Origin of the sequence: Mesorhizobium ciceri biovar biserrulae WSM1271, assembly GCF_000185905.1 — a bacterium.
Classification (GTDB): Bacteria; Pseudomonadota; Alphaproteobacteria; order Rhizobiales; family Rhizobiaceae; genus Mesorhizobium; species Mesorhizobium ciceri.
The window spans coordinates 4018997-4040653 of the sequence record NC_014923.1; the positions used below are offsets into that span (position 1 = coordinate 4018997).

The following is a 21657-nucleotide window of genomic DNA, read 5'->3' on the forward strand; positions in this document are numbered from 1 at the left end:
AGACAGGTAGGCCGCAAAACGGCAAAAGAAAAGCCCGGACAGGCCGGGCTTTCGCAGTAGGCCGCCAGGCCATTTGAAAATGCGGGTCAGTTGTTGTCCGCGGGGGCCGCGCCGTCGGCAGGCGCTGCGCCATCGGCCGGAGCGGCGGCTCCGTCGGCGGGCGCGGCAGGTGCTGCCTGCGCCTTTGCCTTGGCGGCTGCGGCCAGCGTTTCGCCGACCTGCTGGGCGAGATCGCGGCCGAGGCCGTTCTGCCAGATGTCGGCTGCCTTGACCAGTTCGCGGGTCACCGTCGGGCCGCTATCGAGCAGCTTCTTGCCCGAATCGGAATTGTAGAAGGCGGCGATGTCGGTCAGTTCCTTTTCGGAGAACACTTTCGCGTAGGCGAGTGCTGCTTCCTTCTCGAGGTCGGCGCGGCGCGAGGCCAGCGCCAGAGCCTTCTCGTTGATCGTCTTGCCGATCAGTTCCTGCATGTCCGGGTTCTTCTGGATCAGCTGCGATTCGAGCGCCGCGGCTGCCTGCGGCAGGATGTTGTCGAACGGGTCGGTCGCGTGGATCGCAGCGACCGCCGCGCGGGCGGCCTTCAGGTGCGCTTCCGTGACATCCTGCGAAAACGCCGGCGACGAGAAGGCGAAAACGGCCGAGGCCGCCAGAAGGACGGAAAGGCTGCGAACCCGGTTATGCAATGTCATGATCGGTAGAACTCCCTGGTTTTCGGGCGGCATGGACGGTTTGGATACCGTCGCCGCCGGCGATGATGGCCGCTGAAGCCAGCCCGATGAAAAGACCATGCTCGACCACGCCCGGAATGGCGTGGAGAGCATTCGAAAGCGCTCTTGTATCCGGAATGCGGCCAAAAGATGCATCGAGGATAAAATGGCCGCCGTCTGTAACAAAAGCCTGCCCGCCCGTCATCCTCAATGTGACCGGTCCGGAAAGACCGAGCTTTTCAGCCGCCGCGGCAACCGCGATTTCAGTGGCGCGCAGGCCGAACGGATTGACTTCGATCGGCAGGGGAAAACGGCCGAGCGTCTCGACCATCTTGGAGCGGTCGGCGATGACGATCATGCGCTGGGACGCCGCGGCGACGATCTTCTCGCGCAGCAGCGCGCCGCCGCCGCCTTTGACCAGGGTCAGTTCCGGGTCGACTTCGTCGGCGCCGTCGACGGTGAGATCCAGCTCTGGCGTTTCCTCCAGCGTCGACAGCGGCACGCCAAGCTCGCGGCACAGCAATGCGGTGCGCTCCGAAGTCGGCACGCCGATGATCGCCATGCCGGTTGCAACCTTTTCGGCAAGCAGCCGCACGAACTCCTCGGCCGTGGTGCCGGTGCCGATGCCGAGTCGCATGCCGTCGCTTACATGGGCGAGTGCTGCCCGCGCGGCTTCGACCTTCAACTGCCTTGCATCCATGTCGGTTATTGCCCCGGAAATTCGCTGTCGGGCTCGTAGCATTTTTGCCGGTCCGGTCAAAGCCCCAGGCGGCGGGTCCCCAGGTGATCCGGCGTAGGAATTATTTCCTTGACCGGTGAGTGCAGCTATGCTACATTTTTGCCCATGGTGCTGATTTGCGCCAACAGCCCGCCGTCGAGGCGGGTTTTTTAATAGCGGCGTCCAGCCGCGAATGCCCGGCCTGATAAGCAGGCCCCGCCTGAACGAGCCGGCCCAGCGCTTGCCTCGACGCGCCGCAGCCGCTATCGCCTGCCCATTGCACACCTGCCTAGGACAGACCATGACCCAACCGATCATCGTGTTCGACCTCGACGGTACGCTGATCGACACAGCGCCGGACCTGCTCGACAGCCTGAACCACAGCCTTGCCGCCAGCGAGATCGCGGCGGTCGACGAAGCCGGCTTCAGGCGCTTTGTCGGTCACGGCGGCCGGGTGATGATCGAGCGGGCGCACGCCGCCCATCAGCGATCGCTTGCCGTCGAGGAGCACGACCGGCTGCTGAAACTTTTCCTCGACCACTACACGCTCAACATCCCTGGCAAGTCACGCCCCTACCCCGGTGTCGTCGAGGCGATCGCGCGCTTCGAGGAGGCCGGCTATACCCTCGCCATCTGCACCAACAAATACGAAGCCAACTCGCTGGCGCTGATCGAGGCGCTCGGCCTGACCAAACATTTCGCGGCGATCGCCGGCCAGGACACGTTCGCCTTCCGTAAACCCGACCCGCGCCATTTGATCGAGACCATAAAGCTGGCCGGCGGCGACCCTCACCGCGCCCTGATGGTCGGCGATTCGCAAACCGACATCGACACGGCGAAAGCCGCCGGCATTCCGGTGGTGGCGGTCGATTTCGGCTACACCGACCGCCATGTGCGCGAATTCGAACCCTCGGCGGTGATCTCGCATTTCGACGCGCTGACGCTCGACCTGGCGCAAAGGCTGATTGCTGCCGCCGGAAACTGACCGGAAGGCGGCGGGAGACAGGGCGCAAAGCACAGCAAAACCGATCCTCGTCAGAACGCCGGACAGCGCCTTGACTTCCCGCACCTGCCTCCCTTATATCGCGGCTCGCTTGGCCTTCGGGCAACGAGCGGGCGATTAGCTCAGCGGGAGAGCACACCCTTCACACGGGTGGGGTCGCAGGTTCAATCCCTGCATCGCCCACCAAACTTTTTAACAAAACCAAGGCGTTACAGCAGTATAGGCGCAGGATTGCGATCCGCTCTGGCCCCGGGTCGTCACCGGGTCGTCACCGGGTATGTCTGCACCGGCTATTTTGGGTCGGCAGTCCCCCTACTGCGTTTGGGTCTACGACGATCTGAAACGGATTTCGCTTTTTGTACGAAATAGAGCCAGCCATAATCGTCGGTCAGCTTCGCCTGATGCCGCAGTTCTAAGATCTCACCAATCAGCGACAACGGGTTTGGGAAGGGGCCAGTAGGAATCTGCCCGATGAGCAGGCTGATAATGGATTTGCTGACACTTGGCTTAACTTGCTTCGATAGCTCCTCCAGCGTTCTGAGGTAATGCTCGCCGAGGATCATTTCTTCGTCTGACCAAGGGCTGAACCCTGATACAAGCCGAGTCATCTCCGCTCTGAAGGCTGATATATGTGGGTCCCGCCGCAACTCAATGATCTCGTCCCAACTGAACGCACTGAAGTCGGGAAACGAACTCGTCTCCTGTGACCGGCCAAGCAAAATTGTAAGTTCTTCAGTCTGTTGCTCCGGGCGTCTATGATCGTTTTCTATCTCCAATAGGGTAGCGTGAGCTTCTGAAAAGACTCCCATGATCGACGGATCATACCTTCGAACCTCCGCCAGCAGAGCTGCGTCTTGAGCGACAAACTGAGGGATGTTCGACCAAGTGTTGCCAATTCGCCCGGCTTCAACTTCCCCCTCAGTTACATCAAATGTTCGCGAAACGATTTTCCGTGTGACGCTTAAGGACTGCTTCGATTCAGCCAAGCGTCGAGAGTATTCAGACGCTCGAAAAGGATTGAAATCGGAAAAGCTGGCCGACAGCTCGCGCACGTCCGGGAAGAGCGATACGAACGAGTGATTGGTAGCGAGCTGCGACGCTACATCTCTGTCCATGGACGCCCAAGAAGCAACGAGCTCGGCATTGGTGAAGTTGAAGGCATCAGCCAGCCCGCCGTAAAGCCCAGAGTGAAAAAATACGTATTCGTGCAATACAGCCGCATTCTTGAGCAAAGACGAAGGAGCGACTCCGCATTTTGCCGTAATATCAATGCCTATATTTGTCAGAAGCCCGTTCATCATATTCCCCAGCCAACGCCACTTGCCGCTTTACAATTTGTCAGTGAAAGCGCCGTACATGCCCAAATCGAAAGGCCAGCTTCGTTTCGCCCGCGCACCTTCGCTGTTTGCCCCATCGGTTGGCGTGGCACCTTAAAATCTAAAGACGGTACTCGAAGGCGAGCGCATTCAATCGATCTTCCTCCACTTGCCAAGGCGAGAAAGCGGTTAACTCACCTCCTCTCGGGCTGGTTTCTCCTTCCAACAGCTGTATCCCGTGCACCACCAGCAGGGCGTTGCGCGGATGGCAGGTTCGATGGAGTGCGACTTCATTGCGGGTAAGAAGCACGCTGATCAGTCCTCCTGTGGTTCCCTTGACTTCAATCGCCCAATCTTCGCCACCACGTTGCGCGCGGAAATCACAGCTGTCGGTAGCCGACACATTCTTGTACGTGAAGCCTTCGTCCTTCAGCCATCGCTCGGCAAATCTCATAGCATGGAGTTCGACGAGCTTTCGCATCGGAGCGCTCATGCGTCCCTGACCCTTAGGTCGCTCCTTAAGCGGCGAGGACGTCCTTTCGAGCTCATCATAAAGCCCCAGCATTTCGGCGCTAATGCTGCCAGGGGCAACGCCAGACTCCTGTGCCTCGTAGAGCTTGGCCAACGGCCCCATAAAGCGCACTAGGTCGGCGAACAGGATATCTTCGGTCGGGATGCGTCCTTTCGGATAGAACTTGGAGGCAACAGTTGTTCGCTCATAGCCGCGTGCAAGATCGAACGCGCCAAGGTCGACACCGAGGCGGATACCAGAATCCGCCGCAAACTCAGACCCAAGGACGCTGGCCGCCCAACGCATAAGCTCGGCAACCTCGGCGTCGCTCCGATTTACGAAGCCTGTTCCAACGATTTGCGTCGAGCCATGACTCAAGCAAAGAGACGCACCCGACCCGTCGGGATGGAAGAGATAAACCACGTACCAGCCACTGGTAGCGGAGGGCGACCTAGATTCCGAGAACCAACGCACCCATGGAATGCGAGACATTTGGCCTTGATTGTCCTTGCCCTCTGATCTGGCGTCTGTGCCGTACTTGCCGAGTGCTGCTCTGAGCACGGTACTGCGGGACGCCAACTCTGCCGGGAGTGCCCTCCGAATAAGAACACCGCGCCGGTCCATGTCCGGCGTCTTACTCGCGCTGTAGTTTGCCTGCAGCGACACTATTTCTTGAATTGTCTCTCGCATCAATTTTTCCAGACCGCTTGCTCGCCTACCATCAGATCGGCCTAGGATCGGCCAAGCAGCCCAGCGTCTCTGCTTCGCCGCGCGGCCATGTTGCCGCATCTTAGACATTCCGAGCGACTATTTTTTCTAACTACGCGCTTTTGCCGAATTGGCAGGCGGAAATCGAGAGCTCAATTCCTCGGCACCTTGTGAATTTCCAGCCTAACAGGGGCACCTCTGTCGCAGCTGGTACATAGCAGGGATCTTTCGAGCGAACTAAACAAGGCACCTTTGCCGTACCTGCGGATAAGGGAGGCAGGTTTTACTTCCGCGTGATGCGAGCACTTTCTGCACCAAGCCCGCAGGCTGTGCCACTCGCGTAGATCTCCCAGCGACACATCCAGTCCAGCATGCACGCTCTCGTCGACAATGGTCTGCGGCGGGATACTCACCTCACCGGGCGTAATGATTTTCTCCATCACATGTCGGCTGTTGTAGTGGATAAGGAGTATCCCCGGCCGACGCCTAATGGCTGCCTGCCACACCGCAAGGCCGAGAGCGGAAAGCTTGGCGGGTTCGGCTTCGCTCGGCCCCATCAGCAGTCGCATTTGGTTTTGCCTCGTCCATCGTGAAGACGGCGAACGATATCTTTCAGTAGGAAGGCACCCATGACCCGCTCGACCTTCGCAGAAGAACTCCAAAGCGCTTCCGACCGAATTGCGGATGTATCCCGCGCCAATCTTCAGGTCATGCTTCGGCGGGCGGGGCTGATGATCAGGAATACTGACGGCATCGACCTCGATCCCAGAGTGGACGAAGCGCTGTCGGGCATCTCAGCCGAGATGGAGATTTCGAAAGCTGACCTGATCGGGACGATCATCGCAGATTGGCTTGTCGCTAACGCCTATTTGCCGGTGCTGTACGCAATCGATGATGAAAGCGTCGTGGATGGCAACGCGTAAGTGGGCATCGTGATGAACTCGCCGAGACATCAGGATGAATACGCCGACTTGGATTCGTGGCGAGGTCCGTAGATCGCTAAAGCGGCTGATTGCCACCGAACATTGCCCGGAGAGAGAACGCCAAGGACGGAAGCAGAGCTTTCCATCACTGCGATATTATCCCCGCACTTGCGTCCAACCATTGTCTGAGCAGGAAACGACTTTCTGACCGGGAGTTTTTACTATAACATTAGCGACATCTGAAATTATAGGCGGAGGGCTGCGGCTATGCCTCGGCAATGGATAATTGTTGCGTCACTGCAAATTTCCCTGATTGCTCTTGTCTATGGACTTGCACCGGTCCCATCTGCCTTCGCAAAATGCGGTATTGTCGAGCCATGCCAGCTCAACCCCATTAAAAAACAGGTAGATAAGGCGAGAAAACAGTTAGATAAGGCTGGTCAAGCCGCAGCGAAGGCCACAAGCAAAGCAAAGCGCGACGCAGCGAGGGCCACAAGCAAAGCAAAGCGCGACGCAGCGATTGCGGCGAGCAAAGCAAAGCGAGACGCTGCGATTGCGGCGAGTAAAGCAAAAAAAGACGCTGAGATTGCGGCCAAGAAAGCAGCGCAAGACGCTGCGAATGCTACCAAGACTGCCGTTCAAGCTGTCGCCGATGCACTTAACGAGCTTCAAGCAAACTTTTTGACCGGCCCTGCGCTGGAGCATGCCATCCGAGCTTCGCACAACTCTGCCATTAAGGGTTCAATGCCAATTCCTCCAGAAATTCAGAAGCAACTGAAAGGATACTCAACCAAGGATTCCATGAAAGTGGTCCGCTACAAGATAAAGGACAAAGGTTTCGTCAATCTTGCACGGCTGCTTGAACAAGGTGGATTCGCAGACGCCGTCACATTAATTGATGTTGTCGTCTTTCGGGGTCCAGGCGAAGCGGCCGATCCTTCTATTTGGGCCCATGAACTAAAGCATGTCGAGCAATATCAAGCTTGGGGTGTACGCAGATTCGCGATACGATATGCTCGAAACTCAGGTAGCGTAGAAAAGCCGGCCTATGCAAAAGGGAACGGTTTTCTGGCTTGGCAAAAGTCGAAGGGTCAATAGCCTCGATTGAAAGTCGAGATACTCTGCCACTGTCGTATGAAGCCCGAACTATGGTTCTTCCCGGAAGTCCTGTAGCGAGGCATGTCGAAGGTCTTCCTCGCCCCGCAGGTGCTTCACACGGCCGATCAGTCCCGGCTTGACCCATTGCGTCGCCGGCCGCTTGATGCCCTGCGGTGGCGGCCCTGCGTGCTCCTGAACGCGTTTCCAGAGTCTCTCGCGCAATTCCCGATTCAAGGTGATGAACGCCGAACCGACGTACCGACCTGTGCCGCGTTCAGCCATCAGCGCGAAGGCCGGCTTGCCTGCCTCACGCTCGACTCCGAGTAGGTCGAACTCGCCAACTGCAAAGCACTTGACTTTCAGCCAGCTGGTCGACGGTCCGCTGCGATATTTACTGTCCCGACGTTTCGACACCATGCCTTCAAGTCCGGCTTGGTCGACAAGGTGATAGACTGCACTCGCCTCCCCCGGTAGCGCTTGGCTGAACTGGATGCGTATGTCGGGCGGGATCATACCCTCCAAGATTTCGCGCCGGTCCTCCAGCGCCATATCGCACAGGTCGTGGCCGTTGAGATGCAGAAGATCGAATGCAACAAAATAGAGGTCGTGCTGCCGGCGAGTGATAGCCTTGCGCAGCTCTGCGAAATCGGAAAGTCCGGCGGCATTCAAAACGATGATCTCGCCGTCAATGATGGCGTTTTCGACATTGAGCAATGCCGCCGCCGCCGCCAGATCACGATATTTCGATGACCAGTCGAGTCCGCGCCGGGTGAAAATACGTGCGCCTCCCTCGTCGATGATCATCTGCGAGCGGTAGCCGTCGAATTTGACTTCATGAATCCAGTCCCCGCCCTCGGGTGGCCTATCGACCAAGGTCGGCATCAGGGGCTCAATGAACTTCAAACGCATGAACGCACTCGCGAAACCGCGATTCAATCCGTTCAGCTAATTTAGATTCCAATAATGTACCAGTCTACGACCTGAACGCCCCGCGCCGAAAATACCCGAGCGAGCGGCAACGCCTATTTTTGCGGGTCCCAGTCTGACACTTTGGTAGGTTCTAGCGGACGCAGGCCACCCCTCATTGTGCCGAGTGCTGCTGCAGCAGTTGCTTCTTGCGCCGCTTGGAATTCTTTGTCGGCGGCAGTGTCGATGAGCAGTTTCTGAAGCTTTACGATGTCATAGTCTCGCCAAACTACGAGCGCCATGCGCGCCAAGGCCAAGACCATACCACCCGCCAACCCCCCTGAAACCGACCGCCGCACCCATTCGGGCCAAAGCGCGGTCGCAGGTGGCGTGACAACGACTAGATAGATCAGGGTTCCAACTAGGGCTACATTGATGCCAAGGATCGACAGGTATTCCTGCTGCAATTTTACTATTTTGGCTGTGAGGTTCTTCCGCCCCCTCGGGTCAAGGCTTTTCCAATCTAGCGTTGGCATGCCTCGATTCAGCCTCACCAACACAGCAGCCGCCATTATGGAGAGTGCAACCGTAGTGGGTTGAAACGCCGTAAATAGATATTGCAGATCAACGCGCCATGCAGCCAACCCGATGGCGCAGGCGAGCGCGAAGACCGTGATTATCCTGAAGGTCATGCAATGATCTTACCATCACGAACAAATCGTGAATACACTTCCTGCAGTTGGTCGGCAACATTGTTGAAGTCCAGTAAGTTGGAGCCGTCGTGCGGAAGGTCAAAAGGCATGTTCGTGCGGAGAATTGCGTCGCCATCCGAGAGCTTTCCATCCCGTCCCTCAACTTGGACGGTTCCGTCGGTTATGTCCGCCAAATCGTTAGCAAGCTTCTTCAAATTTGCCTTGGATTCCTCGGTTCGTCTGCCACGAACCTTCACCGAAGCGTCAACGGTGAGATATTCGTCCGGCCCTAGGCTTGCGACCAAGGACTCGGTCCTAGCCGGTCCGAGTAGCGCCTCTACTATGGGCACAGCTTGCTGAAACTGGACCAATCTGTCCGTCACCGTGCGCATTGTCCGACGAAAGCCTGACGGTTTGTCAGGTTCCACCGTATCGACTCTAAAAGTCGGAACCGCACTGCCTTTGACACGTAGGTTTCGAATGTCGCCTATGTCGCCGGACAGCTGAGATCGATCAAATTCCGATTGAAGGGAAAAACTCTCGGTGCTTGCCATTCCATTGGGATGGCTTTTCAGCAGCCACTCGAAATGACCTTTGATCAAGTCGGCTGTCATCCCGCTTGTTTTGACGAAGAAGAGGTGGTTCCCGATAGCCAGCCAGTAGGCCATCCCTCTCAGGAACTGGGACCCAGCTGGCGCCAGACGCTCGTCCAAATTGAACACTTCTGCTTTGGTTTTGTCAGAGAGTGCAACGGTGGAACGTTGTAGTTGCAGCAGCGCCTGAAGACCCTTGGTGTCTACGAGACAGACCTCACCAAAAACGGCTGTAGACAGATCGGCCACTTTATTCAAGACAAGTTGCCGGGCGCCCCCAGTATCAATATTTTGGACACGGTCAAGAACGCGCGCCCAGAGCGCAGATCCTTGCTGATCCTTCTGATCCAGTACGGATCGACTGAGAGATTCTAATCTCACTCCATCGCCACTAGAAGAAACAAAGTTTCTATAGTGGACCATGTGATAGGCTGTTGGCATCGGCTTTCCCCTCACGCAATAGAGTCGGGAGTAGACATTCACATCACATTGTTTGGCAATGCCTGCCAAGCAGATGATCCAAATTGGTCGCGTGGGATCGCACTTTCAGAAGGTCCCGACCCGGCGCAATTGCCGCGCTATGAGGTCTGGCCGCGAGGCGACAATGCGCTTACAGGTGGCCAAAACCGAGAAGCAAACTTCGCCTCGTTCTGGGTGGATAAACAAGCTCTCTGCAGGTATGTCAGCTCCCGCTGCACAGCGTTGACGCGAGCATCGGACCGAGCAAAAGAGGGGAATAGAGTCGAATGCAGCTACAGAAGGACGAAGTGCTCGACGGGCTGGCAGCTGTCGGCAATGTGGCGCAGTTCGTCGCTCTTCGCCCAAACGCAGGGGTGCTTAAGCAGTTCTACAGCCGCATCGCTGGCTACTCGCCGAACCATCGCTTCGCGACGATCAACGAGGCAATAGCCGAATTGATAGCGCGAAGTGGCGAAGGCAAGGTGAATGTGCGCAGCTACCGCCCGCACGACCCCCGCAGCCGTGAGTTCGTTTATGGGTTGGAATTGCTCGATGACGTGCTGGCTCACGCAAACCGGCTCGCCGCTGATGGGCTTCACCTAATCGTCAATGAAACTATCGACGTTCATGACGGGGGTGTATCGGGCGTCTTGCAAGGGGACACTGTTGAGTTCGCGCCGGACGATACCCCGAGATGCGTAGAGAAGCCGGGTGTAGCCTCGCTGCCGTTCGGTCAAGCGATGGACATTCTGACAACTGTCTACGGGTTCAAGCCCAAACTCAGCGCCGCTCTGGGTGAACGGACGGAATTCAGCATCCATCCGATCAAAAGGGGATGGCAGCGGGCCCATACCCTACTCTGGGAGCACGAAACTAACGTTCCCAATGCTACCACTGCTGCCCAACGTTGGCCCAATCACTTCAGCCGCTTTCTGGGCGACAAGACCTTCGGCCTGCTCATGGCGCAGACATTAGGGATGCCGGTGCCGCGCACCGTGGTAATTAACCGGCGGGTCGCGCCGTTCGTCTTCGGCACACCGACAGGCTCCGCTGAAGTATGGACGCGGACTTGCCCCATAGAACCACACCCCGGTCTCTACACCACCGTAAAGGGTTGGACGGATCCTTTCGCGCTGCTTGCGAGCGAAGACCCTGAGGGGAAAATTGTAGCCTCGGTGCTGCGGCAGGACGCCGTTCCCGCCGGCCATTCTGGAGCGGCAATCGTAGATGCTGAAGGCAACCTCATAATCGAAGGGAGGTCCGGCGAGGGCGACCGGCTCATGCTCGGCATCGATCTACCTGAAGAACTACCCACCAAAGTCATTGACGGCGTTCGATCAATCTACAACTTGCTGCGCGACAAGCTAGGGCCGGTGAAGTTCGAATGGGTGCACGACGGTGAGCGCGTGTGGGTTGTTCAGTTGCACCGGGGGGCGACGTCAAGCTCGGCGACAATTATCGTCCCCGGCGAAGCGCGCACTTGGGCGGAATTTAGGGTCGAGGATGGTCTCGACCGTCTCCGCGTCCTTCTGGATCAACTACCGCCTGACGGAGGTGTAAGTGTTATCGGCGATGTCGGGCTAACCAGCCACATCGCAGACGTGTTGCGCCGCGCTGGCCAGCCCGCTAGATGGCCCGCACGATGAACACTTCAAGGACTATACTCTCCTGCTGAACGTCACGGCTTATCGTCCGGCCCACTGTCAGGCGCGAGCCAAATCTCGGATAGAATCTGGTCATTACGGACTTCGTGTACCGCCAACACGTAGTCGGCAACGTCTGGGACCGAATGGTCGACCAACAGTTCAACGACGTTATTCTCGGGGCGTCGGGTCTCGGCTCGCTGGTCGAACGGGAAGTCAACAATTCGTCGAAAGGTATCGAGGCCCCTCCTTTGCGGCTTGAACAGGGTGGCCCCGCTATTGATTGGGCTAAGCCAGATGCGATCTCGATGTGCTGCCACCAGCCGCGCCGTATCAAGAGTCAGTACCGTCTGGGAGACGTTGCGATAGGCTCGGGCGCGGAGGAGCGTCCATATGCGCGAGCGCGATAGCCAGAAGAAGGTGCGCGAGTTCAGCAATTCATACCAGTCGCGCGGGGTCAGCCCATCGTCGAGGCATCCTGCCAGCCGACCGTCGTCCATCGGCTTCTGGTCGCGCAGGACAGTCCCCGGCCGGCCCTCGGCTTCGAGCGGTACGGAGTCAGGCCGCCTGCAAGAGCCTAACTGATGACGACGGTCGCCCTCGACACCATAGTCGTCCAGTAAGGCCGCCGCGCTCATGAGGCCGTGGTCCCGTATCGCTGGCCACGCGCCCGAATGCGCCATGTGCCAGAGCCGCGGATAGTGCTGGACGAGTTCCTCTTCAGTCATGTTCGGAACCCTTTTCAAGGACACCGTCGAGGGCAAACTCCTTTGAAACGAGCGTAACTGGCGCGCCAGCCACGCGTTCCACGCGTGCGATGAATGTGCGTGTATTTTCGTTCAATTCGTCGAACGAAGTCGCGTTTCGGTTATCTATCCCCAAATAGTCCGCGAACGTGACAGCCACGTCGGTGGCACCATTCAGCACTGCCGAGCGGCGCAGTTGCGCCCAGTCGAACTCGGCCATACGGCGCTTGTTGCCGGAAATAGTCCCCTTCTCAACTCGTAAGAACTCTTCGATGGGAATGCCGGAGCGCTCAGCGACGACCTCCATATCTATTTCCCGCCCCATCCAACCTGAAGTTCCGCCTACGCGGATTGGGTAAGTACGCAGAACCAGAATGACGCGATTTACGCGCGAGGGTGCGATGCCAGCGTCTGAAAGACACCCTGCAGCAGATGTTTCGCGCGAGGTGACGCTTGGCCAGAAACCGTGGTGGATGCTGAGCAGAGTTCCCTGCGTCCCTTCCAGCAGCACGCGTGTACCGGCGGCGAAATGGCGGTCAAGTTCAGCGCGAACGTCGCGAACAAACTTGGCGAGCTGAGGAACGTCGCGCGCCAGCTTTACGGGTGGGCCAAAGACAGGCACGTTACCCCGATTTACAATCTTACGCGCGGTCGCAGAACCTACTCCTTGCTTGGTGGACGCGATTGAAGTCAGCGCACCGCTTTCTATGCGACGGTCCTCGTCGTCGATCACCATCGCCTGCGGGTCAATTGACAGACGCTCTGGTGTTAGCCCTTGCTCCATGATTTCAAGCATCAACTGTGGCAGCCACAGGGTAGAGCCGGCACCAATCAAGATCGCCGCCTTCTTATTGGTCCCGGTGCCGGAGGGTAGCTGGACATATTTGTAGGGCGGATCTTTCACTAGGTGACCAGCGTTGGGGCCACCTATGCGCATCAACACTCCGTAGCTGTTAGCCAAGTATGCGCAGATGTTGCCCTTCCCTTCGCTGCCGTACTGGCCGCCGATGATGACGTCGACAAGCCGCTCAGGTTGCGGAGCCGTCTCGCCTCGGAAAGCCATCGCCGATACAGCCAATGTGCGAGCGTCGGCATAATCAGCGTCCAGCACAAGGTCTGCGATCACGGCAAGGCTGCCAATAGCCGCTTCGGTGCCATTAGCCCGCACCTCAGCGTAGGTTGCAAACTCCTTGTGCTCAGGGTCGCGCGCCAGGTATCGCCGCTCCAGCAAGTCATCCTCTGCGTGGAGATGAACATGGAAGACGCGGTCGCCGAATCGCTCACGAAGCTTTTCAACTTGGGCCGCAATTCGCGCTGAATCGACTAAGAGTATGGCGTCCTCGCCCGTCGACGAGGCTTTCTCGGCAACCGCCTCCGCGACCCAAGCGCCGCCTGTCTCGACATCGAGAGCGTCTCCCGCAGCCTGAAGCTGGCCCCGCTCGCGTGCAACACCACGGTGTTCAACAATCCAACTGCTGGTTGACACCCGGTATGCGCCAAAAAGAGCTTGCAGTTGATCGCCGAACGACGACTTCCCGACCCCAACAGGGCCGGAGAGAACTATCACAAGACGCATATCCCCCCCATATCGCGCAAAATGGCGCGCCAGTTAAAATGGCGATCATTACAAAAAATACAAGCATAACAACTACATGATTTGTCATATAATGTCAGTCGGCTTTCAAGGGGGCAGTTTTTTCAGTTATCCACCGCGTGTTGTTGGCTAAACGCCCATATTGTGTAAGGAAGGGAGATGAATTTTATGCGCAATAACATCTTGGCCGTGAATGTCGCGCGCGGCCCCACCATTACGCTGGCCAGCGGTAGGGTCTTTGATTTTCTCGACCCGCACCGGAGCGATTTTACGATTGACGACGTAGCCCACGGCTTGGCGCACATCTGCCGCTACGCTGGACAGTGCCGCGACTTCTATTCGGTCGCTGAACATAGCCTGCTGGTGAGTGACGTCACTGCTGAATATCCCTATGAGGCCCTTCTCCACGACGCGGCCGAGGCATTCATTGGCGATGTCACTCGTCCGCTGAAACAACTTTTGCCAGAGTATAAGGCCATCGAGGCCAACGTGGAGGATGCAATAGCGAAGCGCTTCGGGCTCAGCAGCGGCTACCGTGATGCAGTCAAAGTTGCCGATCTTAGCGTGCTGGCCGCTGAACAGGCACAGGTCATGGCTCCGGGGACTGACAGTTGGGCCAAAGAGGCAGGTGTTATCCCTGCAGACGTCACGATCCGTCATCTCAGCCCCCGAGCCGCTCGTCGGGAGTTTCTCCAGCGCTTCGAGGCGCTTCGTCCACGATAATAGAGACCGACCGGCCTGTTTCATGCTGCGACGGGCCACGACGGGTAGGTGGTCCTCCTCGACTTCAATGCGCGTCCGGCTGAACTCTCGCAAGTCGTGGTTGATGCGGAAGGTTGGGAAGCCGACCGCGTGCGGATCAGTGGGGCCCCACAAGTAGCCCCCCATCCCGCCACCGATAAACCCCGGTGGGCGGGGCTACCAACGCGAGCCGAGCGGTGTCCGAGAGCCGGGCTCAGCAACCTCTGCAGTCTCATCTTGCGGCACCGCAGCGGCTGACTCGCTCGGAGTAGACTTAGTGCGGGCATTTCGATTGATGATGTCCGTCACCTGAACAGCTGTCCACGTTCCGCCGCGCGCCGTGCCGATGCCGCGCGCATTGAGCGCCACAGCGATCTGCCTCAGGGATTTGACCCCGCTCGCTTGTATGTCGCGGATGATCGGGAGGATGTTTGCTGCAAAGGCGTCGGCCTGTGCCATGCGAACTGCCCTCGATCTCTGCTGCGCTTCGGCAAGCTTTGGGCCGCCAAGCTGGATACCGCGCGCCTTTGCTGCCGCTAGGGCCTCCTTGGTGCGTTGGGAGATCATCGTTCGTTCTCGCTCGGCAAAGGCCGCGTAGATGTGCAGCATGAATGGATCGACGCCCGCGCCCAATTCGGCGACGACGAATGGTATCTGCCGCGACATGAGGCTGGAGATGAAGCTGACATCTCTCGCCAACCTGTCGAGCTTGGCAACGACCACCGGGCAGCCACCATTGCGCTTGGCCGCCGCCAGCGCTGCGGCAAGTTGTGGGCGCTTGGCGAGAGCATCCGAGCCCTTGCCGGTTTCGACCTCGACGAACTCGCTGACGATCTCAGAGGCTTCGGCCTCGACGAAACGGACGATTGCCTGACGCTGTGCTTCAAGACCAAGGCCACTTTTGCCCTGACGGTCGGTTGAGACGCGAATATAGGAAATAACGGATTTCATCGAGCGATCCTGCATAGTGTAATGACTGTATACGCTCGTTCATAAAACTTACACATAGGTCGTATCAAGACAAATTGTGATGCTTGCGGGGCCGCCCGTGAATTCGAAAGGGCAGGTTCAAAACCTGAAAACAGAAGTACGACGCCCCAACATTGAATGTCAGCACGCCAAGATGGCATTTGACACCGCAGGTCAAATCGTCCATACAAAGACCGGGCAGGTCCTCTCGCCCAAATTACAAGGTGGGCAGGTCAAATCGCAGTTTGACCTGCCCACATGGCAAACTCAAACGCATGGAGATACCGATGCAGTTAGTGCTTACCGACGCCGACCTTAGCAAACTGAAGCCTGCAACGCGAGCGGATTTGCTGGCGAAGCTTTTTCCAGTGCGGGAAACGGCATCATCGCAAAACCCAAAAGGCTACATCTGGGATGATGTCGTCGACATGACCCCAAGTCAAATCGAGAACTTCATGGCGGGTTGTGCTGACATCACAATCGCCGGGTTGAAAGTCTTCGCAGAGCATGGGCCGGAAATTCATGCCAGCCTTCTCGCTGAAGCTAGCATCGAGAACTACGCCAACTTTCAGGGCAGTATTACCAAGCGTACTCGCACCATCACTGGCGACAAGAATTCCTTTCTCTTTACATGGGATGATTGGAATTCCGAAGCGAACGGCGGTGTTGGCCACTACGCTGTAACGGATGCGACATACCGCTCGCTCCGTATATATTTCCAGCTTGACTAGCCGATAGCCTTAGTGCGGAAAACTGTGGGGAGGGGGAACCCCTCCTCCTTTTATTCCGGCCCGATGCGTGTCGCATCATACATAATCAACTTTTGGACCTGCTGGGACCGAAACGCCTCTGCCACTCCTCAAGGGACATCTGTTTAACGTCGGTCGGTTCGCGCGCCGGCTTCCGCAAAACCGTGTAAACGTCGGATTTGTCCACCACCAGCCCGAGCAGCTTCGCTTTGCCCATGATCGCCGTCACGCCTGCCGACGGATTTTTGGTGGCGCGCGCCAACTTGAGCATGTCATCGAGCTCTACAATCAAATCGTCGACCGTGATCTCCGAACGCCTCGCAGCCTTCGCCTGCAACTCGGCAAGGCGGCGGACGACCTTAGGATTTCTTAGAAGCTGGGAAGCGCTCGCTTCAGCGGCATTACCACGCGCAGCATAGCCAGCGTCAACATATGCGCGAGATTGCGGGAGGCCCTCAGCAAGGCTGAGGCAGAAACGTTCCTGCCGTATGTTCAAATTGTCATTTGCCATTGTGGTGTCATGATACCGCATTGGTCGGAACTGCACCACAGGGTTTTGAGGGCATGAACCCATTCGCTAGTTGGCAACTACCCAGTCGGGGCACTTGGGGCAGGTGCGTCCCGTATAGACGTATAGGTCGGAAATGGCGCTCGACGACATCACTACGTCGATTATGGAGCGAAGGGCCCCAAGTGCCCCGAAGGTCGCCGCTCTGGCCTACAGAGACACTTTCGCGGCAGGCTGTTGGTCGGTCGCCAATAACGTCGGGCCGGCTTCTTCGATTAGGGGCGGATGGGTATGATATCAGCTTCGTCGATTGTTGCGGCATTCGTCTTCACAAATTCCACAACAGCGGCAAAAAGGTCGTTGGCCGCGACTTCGTCGTAGTCCGGCGCGTCTCGGTTCAGACTTAAATCCGTTTCGACAACCAACACGGTTTTAAGATCGTCATTCCGAACCCGCACCGTGGTCCATATTGATTTCGCGTGCGACCATGCAGTTTTCCCCATGCCTTATGCCAAGCACATATTGGAGCTTGCAGCCAAATGCGACAAGCTCAGCGTCAGTTTCACACTGAAGACTACGCCGCATTTTCCCATGTGATGCGGATACCGAGATAACCCCGGACGCCGTGGCGCTTGTGCGGATAGATGCCGGTGCGACCAGCGAGCGCGCTGACGAATTGCTTTTGTGTACCGGGGTTCTCGCCAGTGCGGGCTGCAAAAGCTTTCCATGACGAAAACAGCGATTGGCGACTTTCGAACCCGTCGGCAACCCTTTCGGTGCATTCTTCGAGCCAAGCGCCGATGGTGTCCTCGCTATCAAGATATTCCTGCGTAGCGGCAACCACGGCAGGCGGCGGCGATAGGCCGAGCCGCCGCCAGTGCCCGGCACCTTCAATCATCCATGCCAGAATGCCCGGCCATTCTTCCCTAAGCCGGTCAGAAAAGCCGAGGATGCGCTTGTCGTCCGGAATGCGAACGATGAAGGGGATCATGTGAAAACGCCGTCGGAAAGCATCATCCACGTTGACCAGTGCCGGTTTGTTATTGCCTGCAATCATGAGCTTAAATTGCGGGCTGTATTCGAAAAAATCCTGCCGCATGTATCTCGCCGAGATACGGTCACCGCCTGTCAGCGTCTTGATACGAGTTTCGTCCCAACTGCGGCCCTTGGCCGTTTCAGTGGCCGTCACCAGCCTTGCGCCTTGCAGGGCAGCGAGGTCGGTAGGGTGGCGGTCGGACGCGGAGGCCGTGAAAGTATCGATGCCGGCGGTCTTGGCATAGTCGCCGACGACGCCGGATATGGTTTCGATGAAGGTTGACTTACCATTGCCGCCCGGTCCCCACAGAAAGAACAACGCGTGTTCAACCGTAAGGCCGGTCAGGCAGTAGCCGCACACCCGCTGAAGGTAGTCGATCAGCGCGCCGTCGCCGCTGGTCACAAGGTTTAGAAACTCCAGCCATAGCGAGCAGTCGCCCCCGGGCCCGACAGCCGTTGACTTGGTCATGTAATCGCCGGGAATGACGCGGCGGCTGCAACCCTCTGCACCAAGCTGGACGACTTCGCCATCGCAATTCAGGGCCATCGGGTCTTCGTCCCACTGGTCGACCACGGCGGCGAGCGCCGGATCCGAGCGAGCAAGCGAGACGACGGCGGCAACCGTCTTGGCAGATAGTATCCTCCCCCCATCTCTGGGCAGAGCATTGGCCGCATCGTCGCGGCACAGGGCACGCGCATAGTTATATACCGTCAGGATTTCGTCGGGTGCCCAGACGACGCCGTCAAAAAGCATCCAGCGCGACCACCCGTCGACGTACCGGGTTCGCATCGCATGGCGGCGAGCGAACTCAAGCGCCAGCGCCTCGTCGGTGTGTTCCTTGACGGTGTCCAATTCGGCGACGGCGTGGATGCGCCTTTCGTTCTTCACGTCCACATCCCCTTCTGCCGCCGCCGGCGGCGACGTCCCGCCAAGGTGTCGTCGATGCCTTCAGGTGTTGCTGGCCAGAACGATGGTTCCTGTATCGGAAAACGCTTGTCATTCATCGACCAGTAGCGCCGGCTCTCCTTGCGTGCCGCAGCGGCGGCAGCGGTGAACAGCGCCGTCACAGTAATGTCGGGCGGCTTGCCGCTCATCACGCTCTCCGTCGCCGCGCGGCGCGACCAGACAGGACGGCAACAAGGCGATGATCACGCCGCCATGCGCAGGCAGCAGCAGCTTCGATAGAACGCCCTTCGCATTCATGTGGGGCGAGCGATGACGCTGGGTGCACTGGCACCAGACCAAACGCAGTACGGCGGGCATTCAGAGCGTGAAAGCTCGCCGCAGTTGATTGATGAATGATATGGCGCGGTTCGCCATCGTTGGTGTCGTGCGGCGCACGCATCGGGCCCTCCCGAGAGAGGCCGGATGGCTTGACGACGCATAAGGTGGGACTTATCTTCCGGGCGATCCAAGCCCCGAACTGAAATCCCGAACCCCGCTGTGGCGTCAAGCCCCGGCGGGTTTCGTTTATGCTGCGTGGTCGGGTAACTCACTGGTCGAGCGCAGCGGCCGCGACAGACGGCCTTCTGCCCATTCGCTCAATTCCTCGGGCCGGTAATAAACGGAAACGCCGAGCTTTCTAAAAGCCGGGCCGCCGCCGAGCGTCCGCAGCTTTTCCAAGGTAATCGGCGCTCGCTTAATGCCGTGCTTCTCCCTGAGGTAGGCCGATGCGTCGCGAGTGGTGAGCAGCAGGGTCACGATGTTCTCCCGGATTGGACCGCGTTTCTTTTCCGAGAGGCACCTTTTCTCGTCCTTGGCCTGTCCACACGTTGAAATGCAAAATTTATTTTCGCGACTTTCGCATTTCCCTTCTTCGGAATTGCAAGATCGACGTTGCCTTGATTGGGCTCCCGTCCGCATTTCCCACCCCGGCGTCCTGCAGAACGGCCAGGGCGAAGGCGATGTAAGGCCCTCTGACGGCAACGACCTCACCGTCCTTGGAGATCGAGCGCGATTGCTTCACCTTTGCGGGCATGTTGAAGTGATGTTCGAAGAGGATCGCCAGATGCTCGCCAAGCCACCATTCCAGAACACTCTCCGGTCCATCTCGCTCCAGCAGCCAGCGCAGCGGCCATTTGCCGGGTTGCTGCTCGTCCATCGGCTCCTTCGACGCCGTGAACCGTTCCGACATCAGCTTGGCGATCAGTCCTTCGAAACCAGCCGTAGCCTTCGCAAGGTCCAAATAAGGGGCCACTTGGTCGCGCCACCATCGGCCACCATCACTGTCCTGCATCCACAGGTCCGTGAAAGCCTGCGCTGCTTTGATCAATTTCTTCCCGTGTTGCTGAATCCCAGTCCAAGGCTGCGACAGAGCAACATCCTCGAACCTCCGGAGCCAAAACACCGCCCGATCCAGATCGCGGCCAAGCTTCCCCCGGTCCAGTTTTTCGGGGATTGCTGCGGTCTTTGCTACCGCCTCGACAATTCGGTCAACCGCTTCAGCCGAGAAGATTGCTGAGTATCGCGCCTCAGCTTCGGCGGCAGCCTTCCGGGCCTCGGCCCTTTCCTGTCGCTGTGAGTGGACGAATGGCGGTTTACCATCTGTCGGCGGTTTCCGGATCACGCCTTCATCCCGCCCGCTTTTTCATCGGCAACACTTTGCCAGCCTTCTTGCCTGCGAGTGCGGCGGCGATGCCGCTGACCGCACGGGTTGCCGCCTTCGCCGCCGGATGCATCTGGACATGCGCGTAGATCTGCGTCGAGCGGGTGTCGGCATGGCCGAGAATGGCGGCGACCATCGGCAGCGCCATACCGCCCGATACGGCAGCCGAGCCGAGGGAATGGCGCAGCACATGCGGGGTCACACCGGGCAGCCCTGCCTTCTTCGTTACTTTTGGCCAAATCCGCTTGGTGCCTTGGAAATGCCCGTCACCGCGCGACGCCGGAAACACCCACTTCGACCGACCCTCCGGCCGATCGGCGTCGGCATAGCGCGGTAGCGCCGCCAGCAGCGCCGCCGCCGGTGCCGCGAGCGGACGGACGCTCTTTCCGGTCTTAGTGTCGTCGAGTACGAGGCAGCCGAGGTCGATGTTGACTTCCGACCATTTGAGCGCGGCGATCTCGTCACGACGGCAGCCGGTAAGCGCCCACAGCCGAACGATATCAAGCGCTTTCGGGTTGACGCCTTCGGCCTCAAGTTCATCTAGCGCCTTCCCGAGCCGGCCGATTTCTTCGAGGAAGAGATACCGCGTTCGCTTGCCGTCGACCTTGTTGATCTCGGCGTCGGTCACCGGATTTTGCGCAATCAGTTTGCGCCGTACAGCAAAGCTGAAGACGGACGACAGGTTGCGGGCAACCTTGCGCGCCGCGCCTGCCCCGCCTTTGACGATAATGCGGCGGCGTGGCCCAATCTTCTCATCCTTAGCGGTTTTACCCGCCGTTATGTCCGCCACCAACTGCTCGATATCGCGCGAGGTGACTTCGGAAATTCGCTTTTTGCCGATCAACGGCACGACGTGATGGCGCAGGCCGGCAATCGTGTAGGCCTTATTGCGCGGCTTCATCGGCAGCAATTGATCGCCGCGCCGCACGGTGCAACCCTTCTGTTCGTAGAGATCGATCAGATCGCTGATTTTGTCTTCGTCACGTTTGACCTGCTTTTCTGCAACCGGGTCTTTGCCATTGCTAACCGCCGCCAATGTCTCTTTCGCTTGATCGCGCGCCTGATCCGGCGTCAGCACGGTGGTCGAGCCGAGTGTAATCCGCTTGATGGCGACGCCGCGCCCGCCGGGATAGGGCCGATACTCGACTTGCCAGCGCTTATCGCCGGACGGGCCGACGCGCACGCAAAACCCCTTCAGTTGGGTGTCGAAAACCCGGAAGATTTTGCCTTTCGGCTCGATGGCATCAACCACCGATTTGGTGAGTTTCTTTGTTCTTGCACTCATGAAGGTTTTCCTATTGTCGTGACGATCCCGGGTCGTCACCGGGTCGTCACCACGCAGGCGGCTGGAGAAAACACGATATGGTGCCACATAAGAAAAAGCAATTTAAAAGAAAGGCTTGGTAGGAGAACAGTGGCTTGCGGAAAGCCG

Annotated in this window: 23 protein-coding genes and 1 tRNA gene; 7 read left to right on the forward strand and 17 right to left on the reverse strand. The window is 58.3% G+C overall.

The window, feature by feature from the left end:
* Positions 1-86: 86 nt before the first annotated feature.
* Together MESCI_RS19495 and rpiA are read right to left on the reverse strand one after the other, a co-directional pair.
* A complete protein-coding gene (locus tag MESCI_RS19495; protein WP_013531665.1) occupies positions 87-689 on the reverse strand; it encodes a DUF2059 domain-containing protein in 603 nt (200 codons plus the stop codon).
* A complete protein-coding gene (gene rpiA / locus MESCI_RS19500) occupies positions 676-1407 on the reverse strand; it encodes a ribose-5-phosphate isomerase RpiA (RefSeq protein ID WP_013531666.1) in 732 nt (243 codons plus the stop codon). Before rpiA ends, MESCI_RS19495 begins: the two co-directional genes overlap by 14 nt.
* A 319-nt stretch (positions 1408-1726) precedes the next feature.
* On the opposite strand from rpiA, the gene MESCI_RS19505 reads away from it, so the two are divergent.
* Together MESCI_RS19505 and MESCI_RS19510 are read left to right on the forward strand one after the other, a co-directional pair.
* The gene (locus tag MESCI_RS19505) at positions 1727-2410 is read left to right on the forward strand and encodes a phosphoglycolate phosphatase (RefSeq protein WP_013531667.1); all 684 of its coding nucleotides are present in this window, start codon (positions 1727-1729) and stop codon (positions 2408-2410) included.
* Between the two features lie 129 nt (positions 2411-2539).
* Positions 2540-2614 (forward strand) — tRNA-Val (locus tag MESCI_RS19510).
* 104 nt (positions 2615-2718) lie between these two features.
* Here MESCI_RS19510 and MESCI_RS19515 read toward each other — a convergent pair.
* On the reverse strand, positions 2719-3729 hold the full coding sequence (locus MESCI_RS19515; protein WP_210161351.1) for a hypothetical protein: 1011 nt from the start codon (positions 3727-3729) through the stop codon (positions 2719-2721).
* A gap of 136 nt (positions 3730-3865) precedes the next feature.
* Positions 3866-4945 (reverse strand): MrcB family domain-containing protein, encoded by a 1080-nt coding sequence (locus MESCI_RS19520; RefSeq protein WP_013531669.1) that lies wholly within the window; start codon positions 4943-4945, stop codon positions 3866-3868.
* Between the two features lie 647 nt (positions 4946-5592).
* Between MESCI_RS19520 and MESCI_RS19525 the strand changes: the two genes are divergently transcribed.
* Positions 5593-5886 carry a hypothetical protein gene (locus MESCI_RS19525; RefSeq protein WP_013531671.1) on the forward strand — a complete coding sequence of 98 codons (294 nt, stop codon included), beginning with the start codon at positions 5593-5595 and terminating at the stop codon, positions 5884-5886.
* 267 nt (positions 5887-6153) lie between these two features.
* A complete protein-coding gene (locus MESCI_RS19530) occupies positions 6154-6984 on the forward strand; it encodes an eCIS core domain-containing protein (protein ID WP_013531672.1) in 831 nt (276 codons plus the stop codon).
* 48 nt (positions 6985-7032) lie between these two features.
* Here the strand turns inward: MESCI_RS19530 and MESCI_RS19535 are convergent, their stop codons facing one another.
* The 3 genes from MESCI_RS19535 to MESCI_RS19545 form a co-directional block, all read right to left on the reverse strand.
* Positions 7033-7893 carry an ATP-dependent DNA ligase gene (locus MESCI_RS19535; protein WP_013531673.1) on the reverse strand — a complete coding sequence of 287 codons (861 nt, stop codon included), beginning with the start codon at positions 7891-7893 and terminating at the stop codon, positions 7033-7035.
* A 113-nt stretch (positions 7894-8006) separates the two neighbouring features.
* A complete protein-coding gene (locus MESCI_RS19540; RefSeq protein WP_013531674.1) occupies positions 8007-8582 on the reverse strand; it encodes a hypothetical protein in 576 nt (191 codons plus the stop codon).
* Positions 8579-9616: a hypothetical protein gene (locus tag MESCI_RS19545; protein WP_013531675.1), complete on the reverse strand. Its 1038-nt coding sequence runs from the start codon at positions 9614-9616 to the stop codon at positions 8579-8581. The genes MESCI_RS19540 and MESCI_RS19545 overlap by 4 nt, the downstream gene beginning before the upstream one ends.
* A 305-nt stretch (positions 9617-9921) precedes the next feature.
* Here MESCI_RS19545 and MESCI_RS19550 point away from each other — a divergent pair, with 305 nt between their 5' ends.
* Positions 9922-11280, forward strand: a complete 1359-nt coding sequence (locus tag MESCI_RS19550) for a hypothetical protein (protein ID WP_013531676.1) — start codon at positions 9922-9924, stop codon at positions 11278-11280.
* A 32-nt stretch (positions 11281-11312) separates the two neighbouring features.
* On the opposite strand, the gene MESCI_RS19555 is transcribed toward MESCI_RS19550, so the two are convergent.
* Entirely contained in the window at positions 11313-12005 is a 693-nt protein-coding gene (locus tag MESCI_RS19555; protein ID WP_013531677.1) for a DUF7002 family protein, read from the reverse strand.
* On the reverse strand, positions 11998-13599 hold the full coding sequence (locus MESCI_RS19560; RefSeq protein WP_164919944.1) for an adenylosuccinate synthetase: 1602 nt from the start codon (positions 13597-13599) through the stop codon (positions 11998-12000). Before MESCI_RS19560 ends, MESCI_RS19555 begins: the two co-directional genes overlap by 8 nt.
* Positions 13600-13776: 177 nt before the next feature.
* On the opposite strand from MESCI_RS19560, the gene MESCI_RS19565 reads away from it, so the two are divergent.
* The gene (locus MESCI_RS19565) at positions 13777-14340 is read left to right on the forward strand and encodes a hypothetical protein (RefSeq protein ID WP_245268551.1); all 564 of its coding nucleotides are present in this window, start codon (positions 13777-13779) and stop codon (positions 14338-14340) included.
* Between the two features lie 195 nt (positions 14341-14535).
* On the opposite strand, the gene MESCI_RS19570 is transcribed toward MESCI_RS19565, so the two are convergent.
* Positions 14536-15309 carry a recombinase family protein gene (locus MESCI_RS19570; RefSeq protein WP_013531680.1) on the reverse strand — a complete coding sequence of 258 codons (774 nt, stop codon included), beginning with the start codon at positions 15307-15309 and terminating at the stop codon, positions 14536-14538.
* A 305-nt stretch (positions 15310-15614) separates the two neighbouring features.
* On the opposite strand from MESCI_RS19570, the gene MESCI_RS19575 reads away from it, so the two are divergent.
* Entirely contained in the window at positions 15615-16058 is a 444-nt protein-coding gene (locus MESCI_RS19575; protein ID WP_013531681.1) for a hypothetical protein, read from the forward strand.
* Positions 16059-16143: 85 nt separating this feature from the next.
* Here MESCI_RS19575 and MESCI_RS19580 read toward each other — a convergent pair whose 3' ends face one another.
* The 7 genes from MESCI_RS19580 to MESCI_RS19610 form a co-directional block, all read right to left on the reverse strand.
* Positions 16144-16587 carry a terminase small subunit gene (locus tag MESCI_RS19580; RefSeq protein ID WP_013531682.1) on the reverse strand — a complete coding sequence of 148 codons (444 nt, stop codon included), beginning with the start codon at positions 16585-16587 and terminating at the stop codon, positions 16144-16146.
* 272 nt (positions 16588-16859) lie between these two features.
* Complete coding sequence (locus tag MESCI_RS19585) at positions 16860-17087, reverse strand: hypothetical protein (RefSeq protein ID WP_164919946.1); 228 nt, start codon at positions 17085-17087, stop codon at positions 16860-16862.
* Positions 17088-17158: 71 nt separating this feature from the next.
* Positions 17159-18514, reverse strand: a complete 1356-nt coding sequence (locus tag MESCI_RS19590; RefSeq protein ID WP_013531683.1) for a phage/plasmid primase, P4 family — start codon at positions 18512-18514, stop codon at positions 17159-17161.
* Positions 18505-18714 (reverse strand): hypothetical protein, encoded by a 210-nt coding sequence (locus MESCI_RS19595; protein ID WP_013531684.1) that lies wholly within the window; start codon positions 18712-18714, stop codon positions 18505-18507. The genes MESCI_RS19590 and MESCI_RS19595 overlap by 10 nt, the downstream gene beginning before the upstream one ends.
* A gap of 376 nt (positions 18715-19090) precedes the next feature.
* Complete coding sequence (locus MESCI_RS19600; protein ID WP_013531685.1) at positions 19091-19321, reverse strand: MerR family transcriptional regulator; 231 nt, start codon at positions 19319-19321, stop codon at positions 19091-19093.
* An 85-nt stretch (positions 19322-19406) separates the two neighbouring features.
* Positions 19407-20186: an immunoglobulin domain-containing protein gene (locus tag MESCI_RS19605; protein WP_164919947.1), complete on the reverse strand. Its 780-nt coding sequence runs from the start codon at positions 20184-20186 to the stop codon at positions 19407-19409.
* A gap of 4 nt (positions 20187-20190) precedes the next feature.
* Positions 20191-21510: a site-specific integrase gene (locus tag MESCI_RS19610; protein WP_013531687.1), complete on the reverse strand. Its 1320-nt coding sequence runs from the start codon at positions 21508-21510 to the stop codon at positions 20191-20193.
* Between the last annotated feature and the right edge of the window lie 147 nt (positions 21511-21657).

Coding starts and splice junctions, on each gene's coding strand:
- MESCI_RS19555 (WP_013531677.1), bottom strand. CDS start 12,005: ATGACTGAAGAGGAACTCGTCCAGCACTATCCGCGGCTCTGGCACATG.
- MESCI_RS19595 (WP_013531684.1), bottom strand. CDS start 18,714: ATGAGCGGCAAGCCGCCCGACATTACTGTGACGGCGCTGTTCACCGCT.
- MESCI_RS19610 (WP_013531687.1), bottom strand. CDS start 21,510: ATGAGTGCAAGAACAAAGAAACTCACCAAATCGGTGGTTGATGCCATC.
- MESCI_RS19515 (WP_210161351.1), bottom strand. CDS start 3,729: ATGATGAACGGGCTTCTGACAAATATAGGCATTGATATTACGGCAAAA.
- MESCI_RS19535 (WP_013531673.1), bottom strand. CDS start 7,893: ATGCGTTTGAAGTTCATTGAGCCCCTGATGCCGACCTTGGTCGATAGG.
- MESCI_RS19540 (WP_013531674.1), bottom strand. CDS start 8,582: ATGACCTTCAGGATAATCACGGTCTTCGCGCTCGCCTGCGCCATCGGG.
- MESCI_RS19570 (WP_013531680.1), bottom strand. CDS start 15,309: ATGAAATCCGTTATTTCCTATATTCGCGTCTCAACCGACCGTCAGGGC.
- MESCI_RS19545 (WP_013531675.1), bottom strand. CDS start 9,616: ATGCCAACAGCCTATCACATGGTCCACTATAGAAACTTTGTTTCTTCT.
- MESCI_RS19505 (WP_013531667.1), top strand. CDS start 1,727: ATGACCCAACCGATCATCGTGTTCGACCTCGACGGTACGCTGATCGAC.
- MESCI_RS19580 (WP_013531682.1), bottom strand. CDS start 16,587: ATGGCAAATGACAATTTGAACATACGGCAGGAACGTTTCTGCCTCAGC.
- MESCI_RS19530 (WP_013531672.1), top strand. CDS start 6,154: ATGCCTCGGCAATGGATAATTGTTGCGTCACTGCAAATTTCCCTGATT.
- MESCI_RS19525 (WP_013531671.1), top strand. CDS start 5,593: ATGACCCGCTCGACCTTCGCAGAAGAACTCCAAAGCGCTTCCGACCGA.
- MESCI_RS19495 (WP_013531665.1), bottom strand. CDS start 689: ATGACATTGCATAACCGGGTTCGCAGCCTTTCCGTCCTTCTGGCGGCC.
- MESCI_RS19585 (WP_164919946.1), bottom strand. CDS start 17,087: ATGGGGAAAACTGCATGGTCGCACGCGAAATCAATATGGACCACGGTG.
- MESCI_RS19565 (WP_245268551.1), top strand. CDS start 13,777: ATGAATTTTATGCGCAATAACATCTTGGCCGTGAATGTCGCGCGCGGC.
- rpiA (WP_013531666.1), bottom strand. CDS start 1,407: ATGGATGCAAGGCAGTTGAAGGTCGAAGCCGCGCGGGCAGCACTCGCC.
- MESCI_RS19520 (WP_013531669.1), bottom strand. CDS start 4,945: ATGCGAGAGACAATTCAAGAAATAGTGTCGCTGCAGGCAAACTACAGC.
- MESCI_RS19560 (WP_164919944.1), bottom strand. CDS start 13,599: ATGCGTCTTGTGATAGTTCTCTCCGGCCCTGTTGGGGTCGGGAAGTCG.
- MESCI_RS19575 (WP_013531681.1), top strand. CDS start 15,615: ATGCAGTTAGTGCTTACCGACGCCGACCTTAGCAAACTGAAGCCTGCA.
- MESCI_RS19550 (WP_013531676.1), top strand. CDS start 9,922: ATGCAGCTACAGAAGGACGAAGTGCTCGACGGGCTGGCAGCTGTCGGC.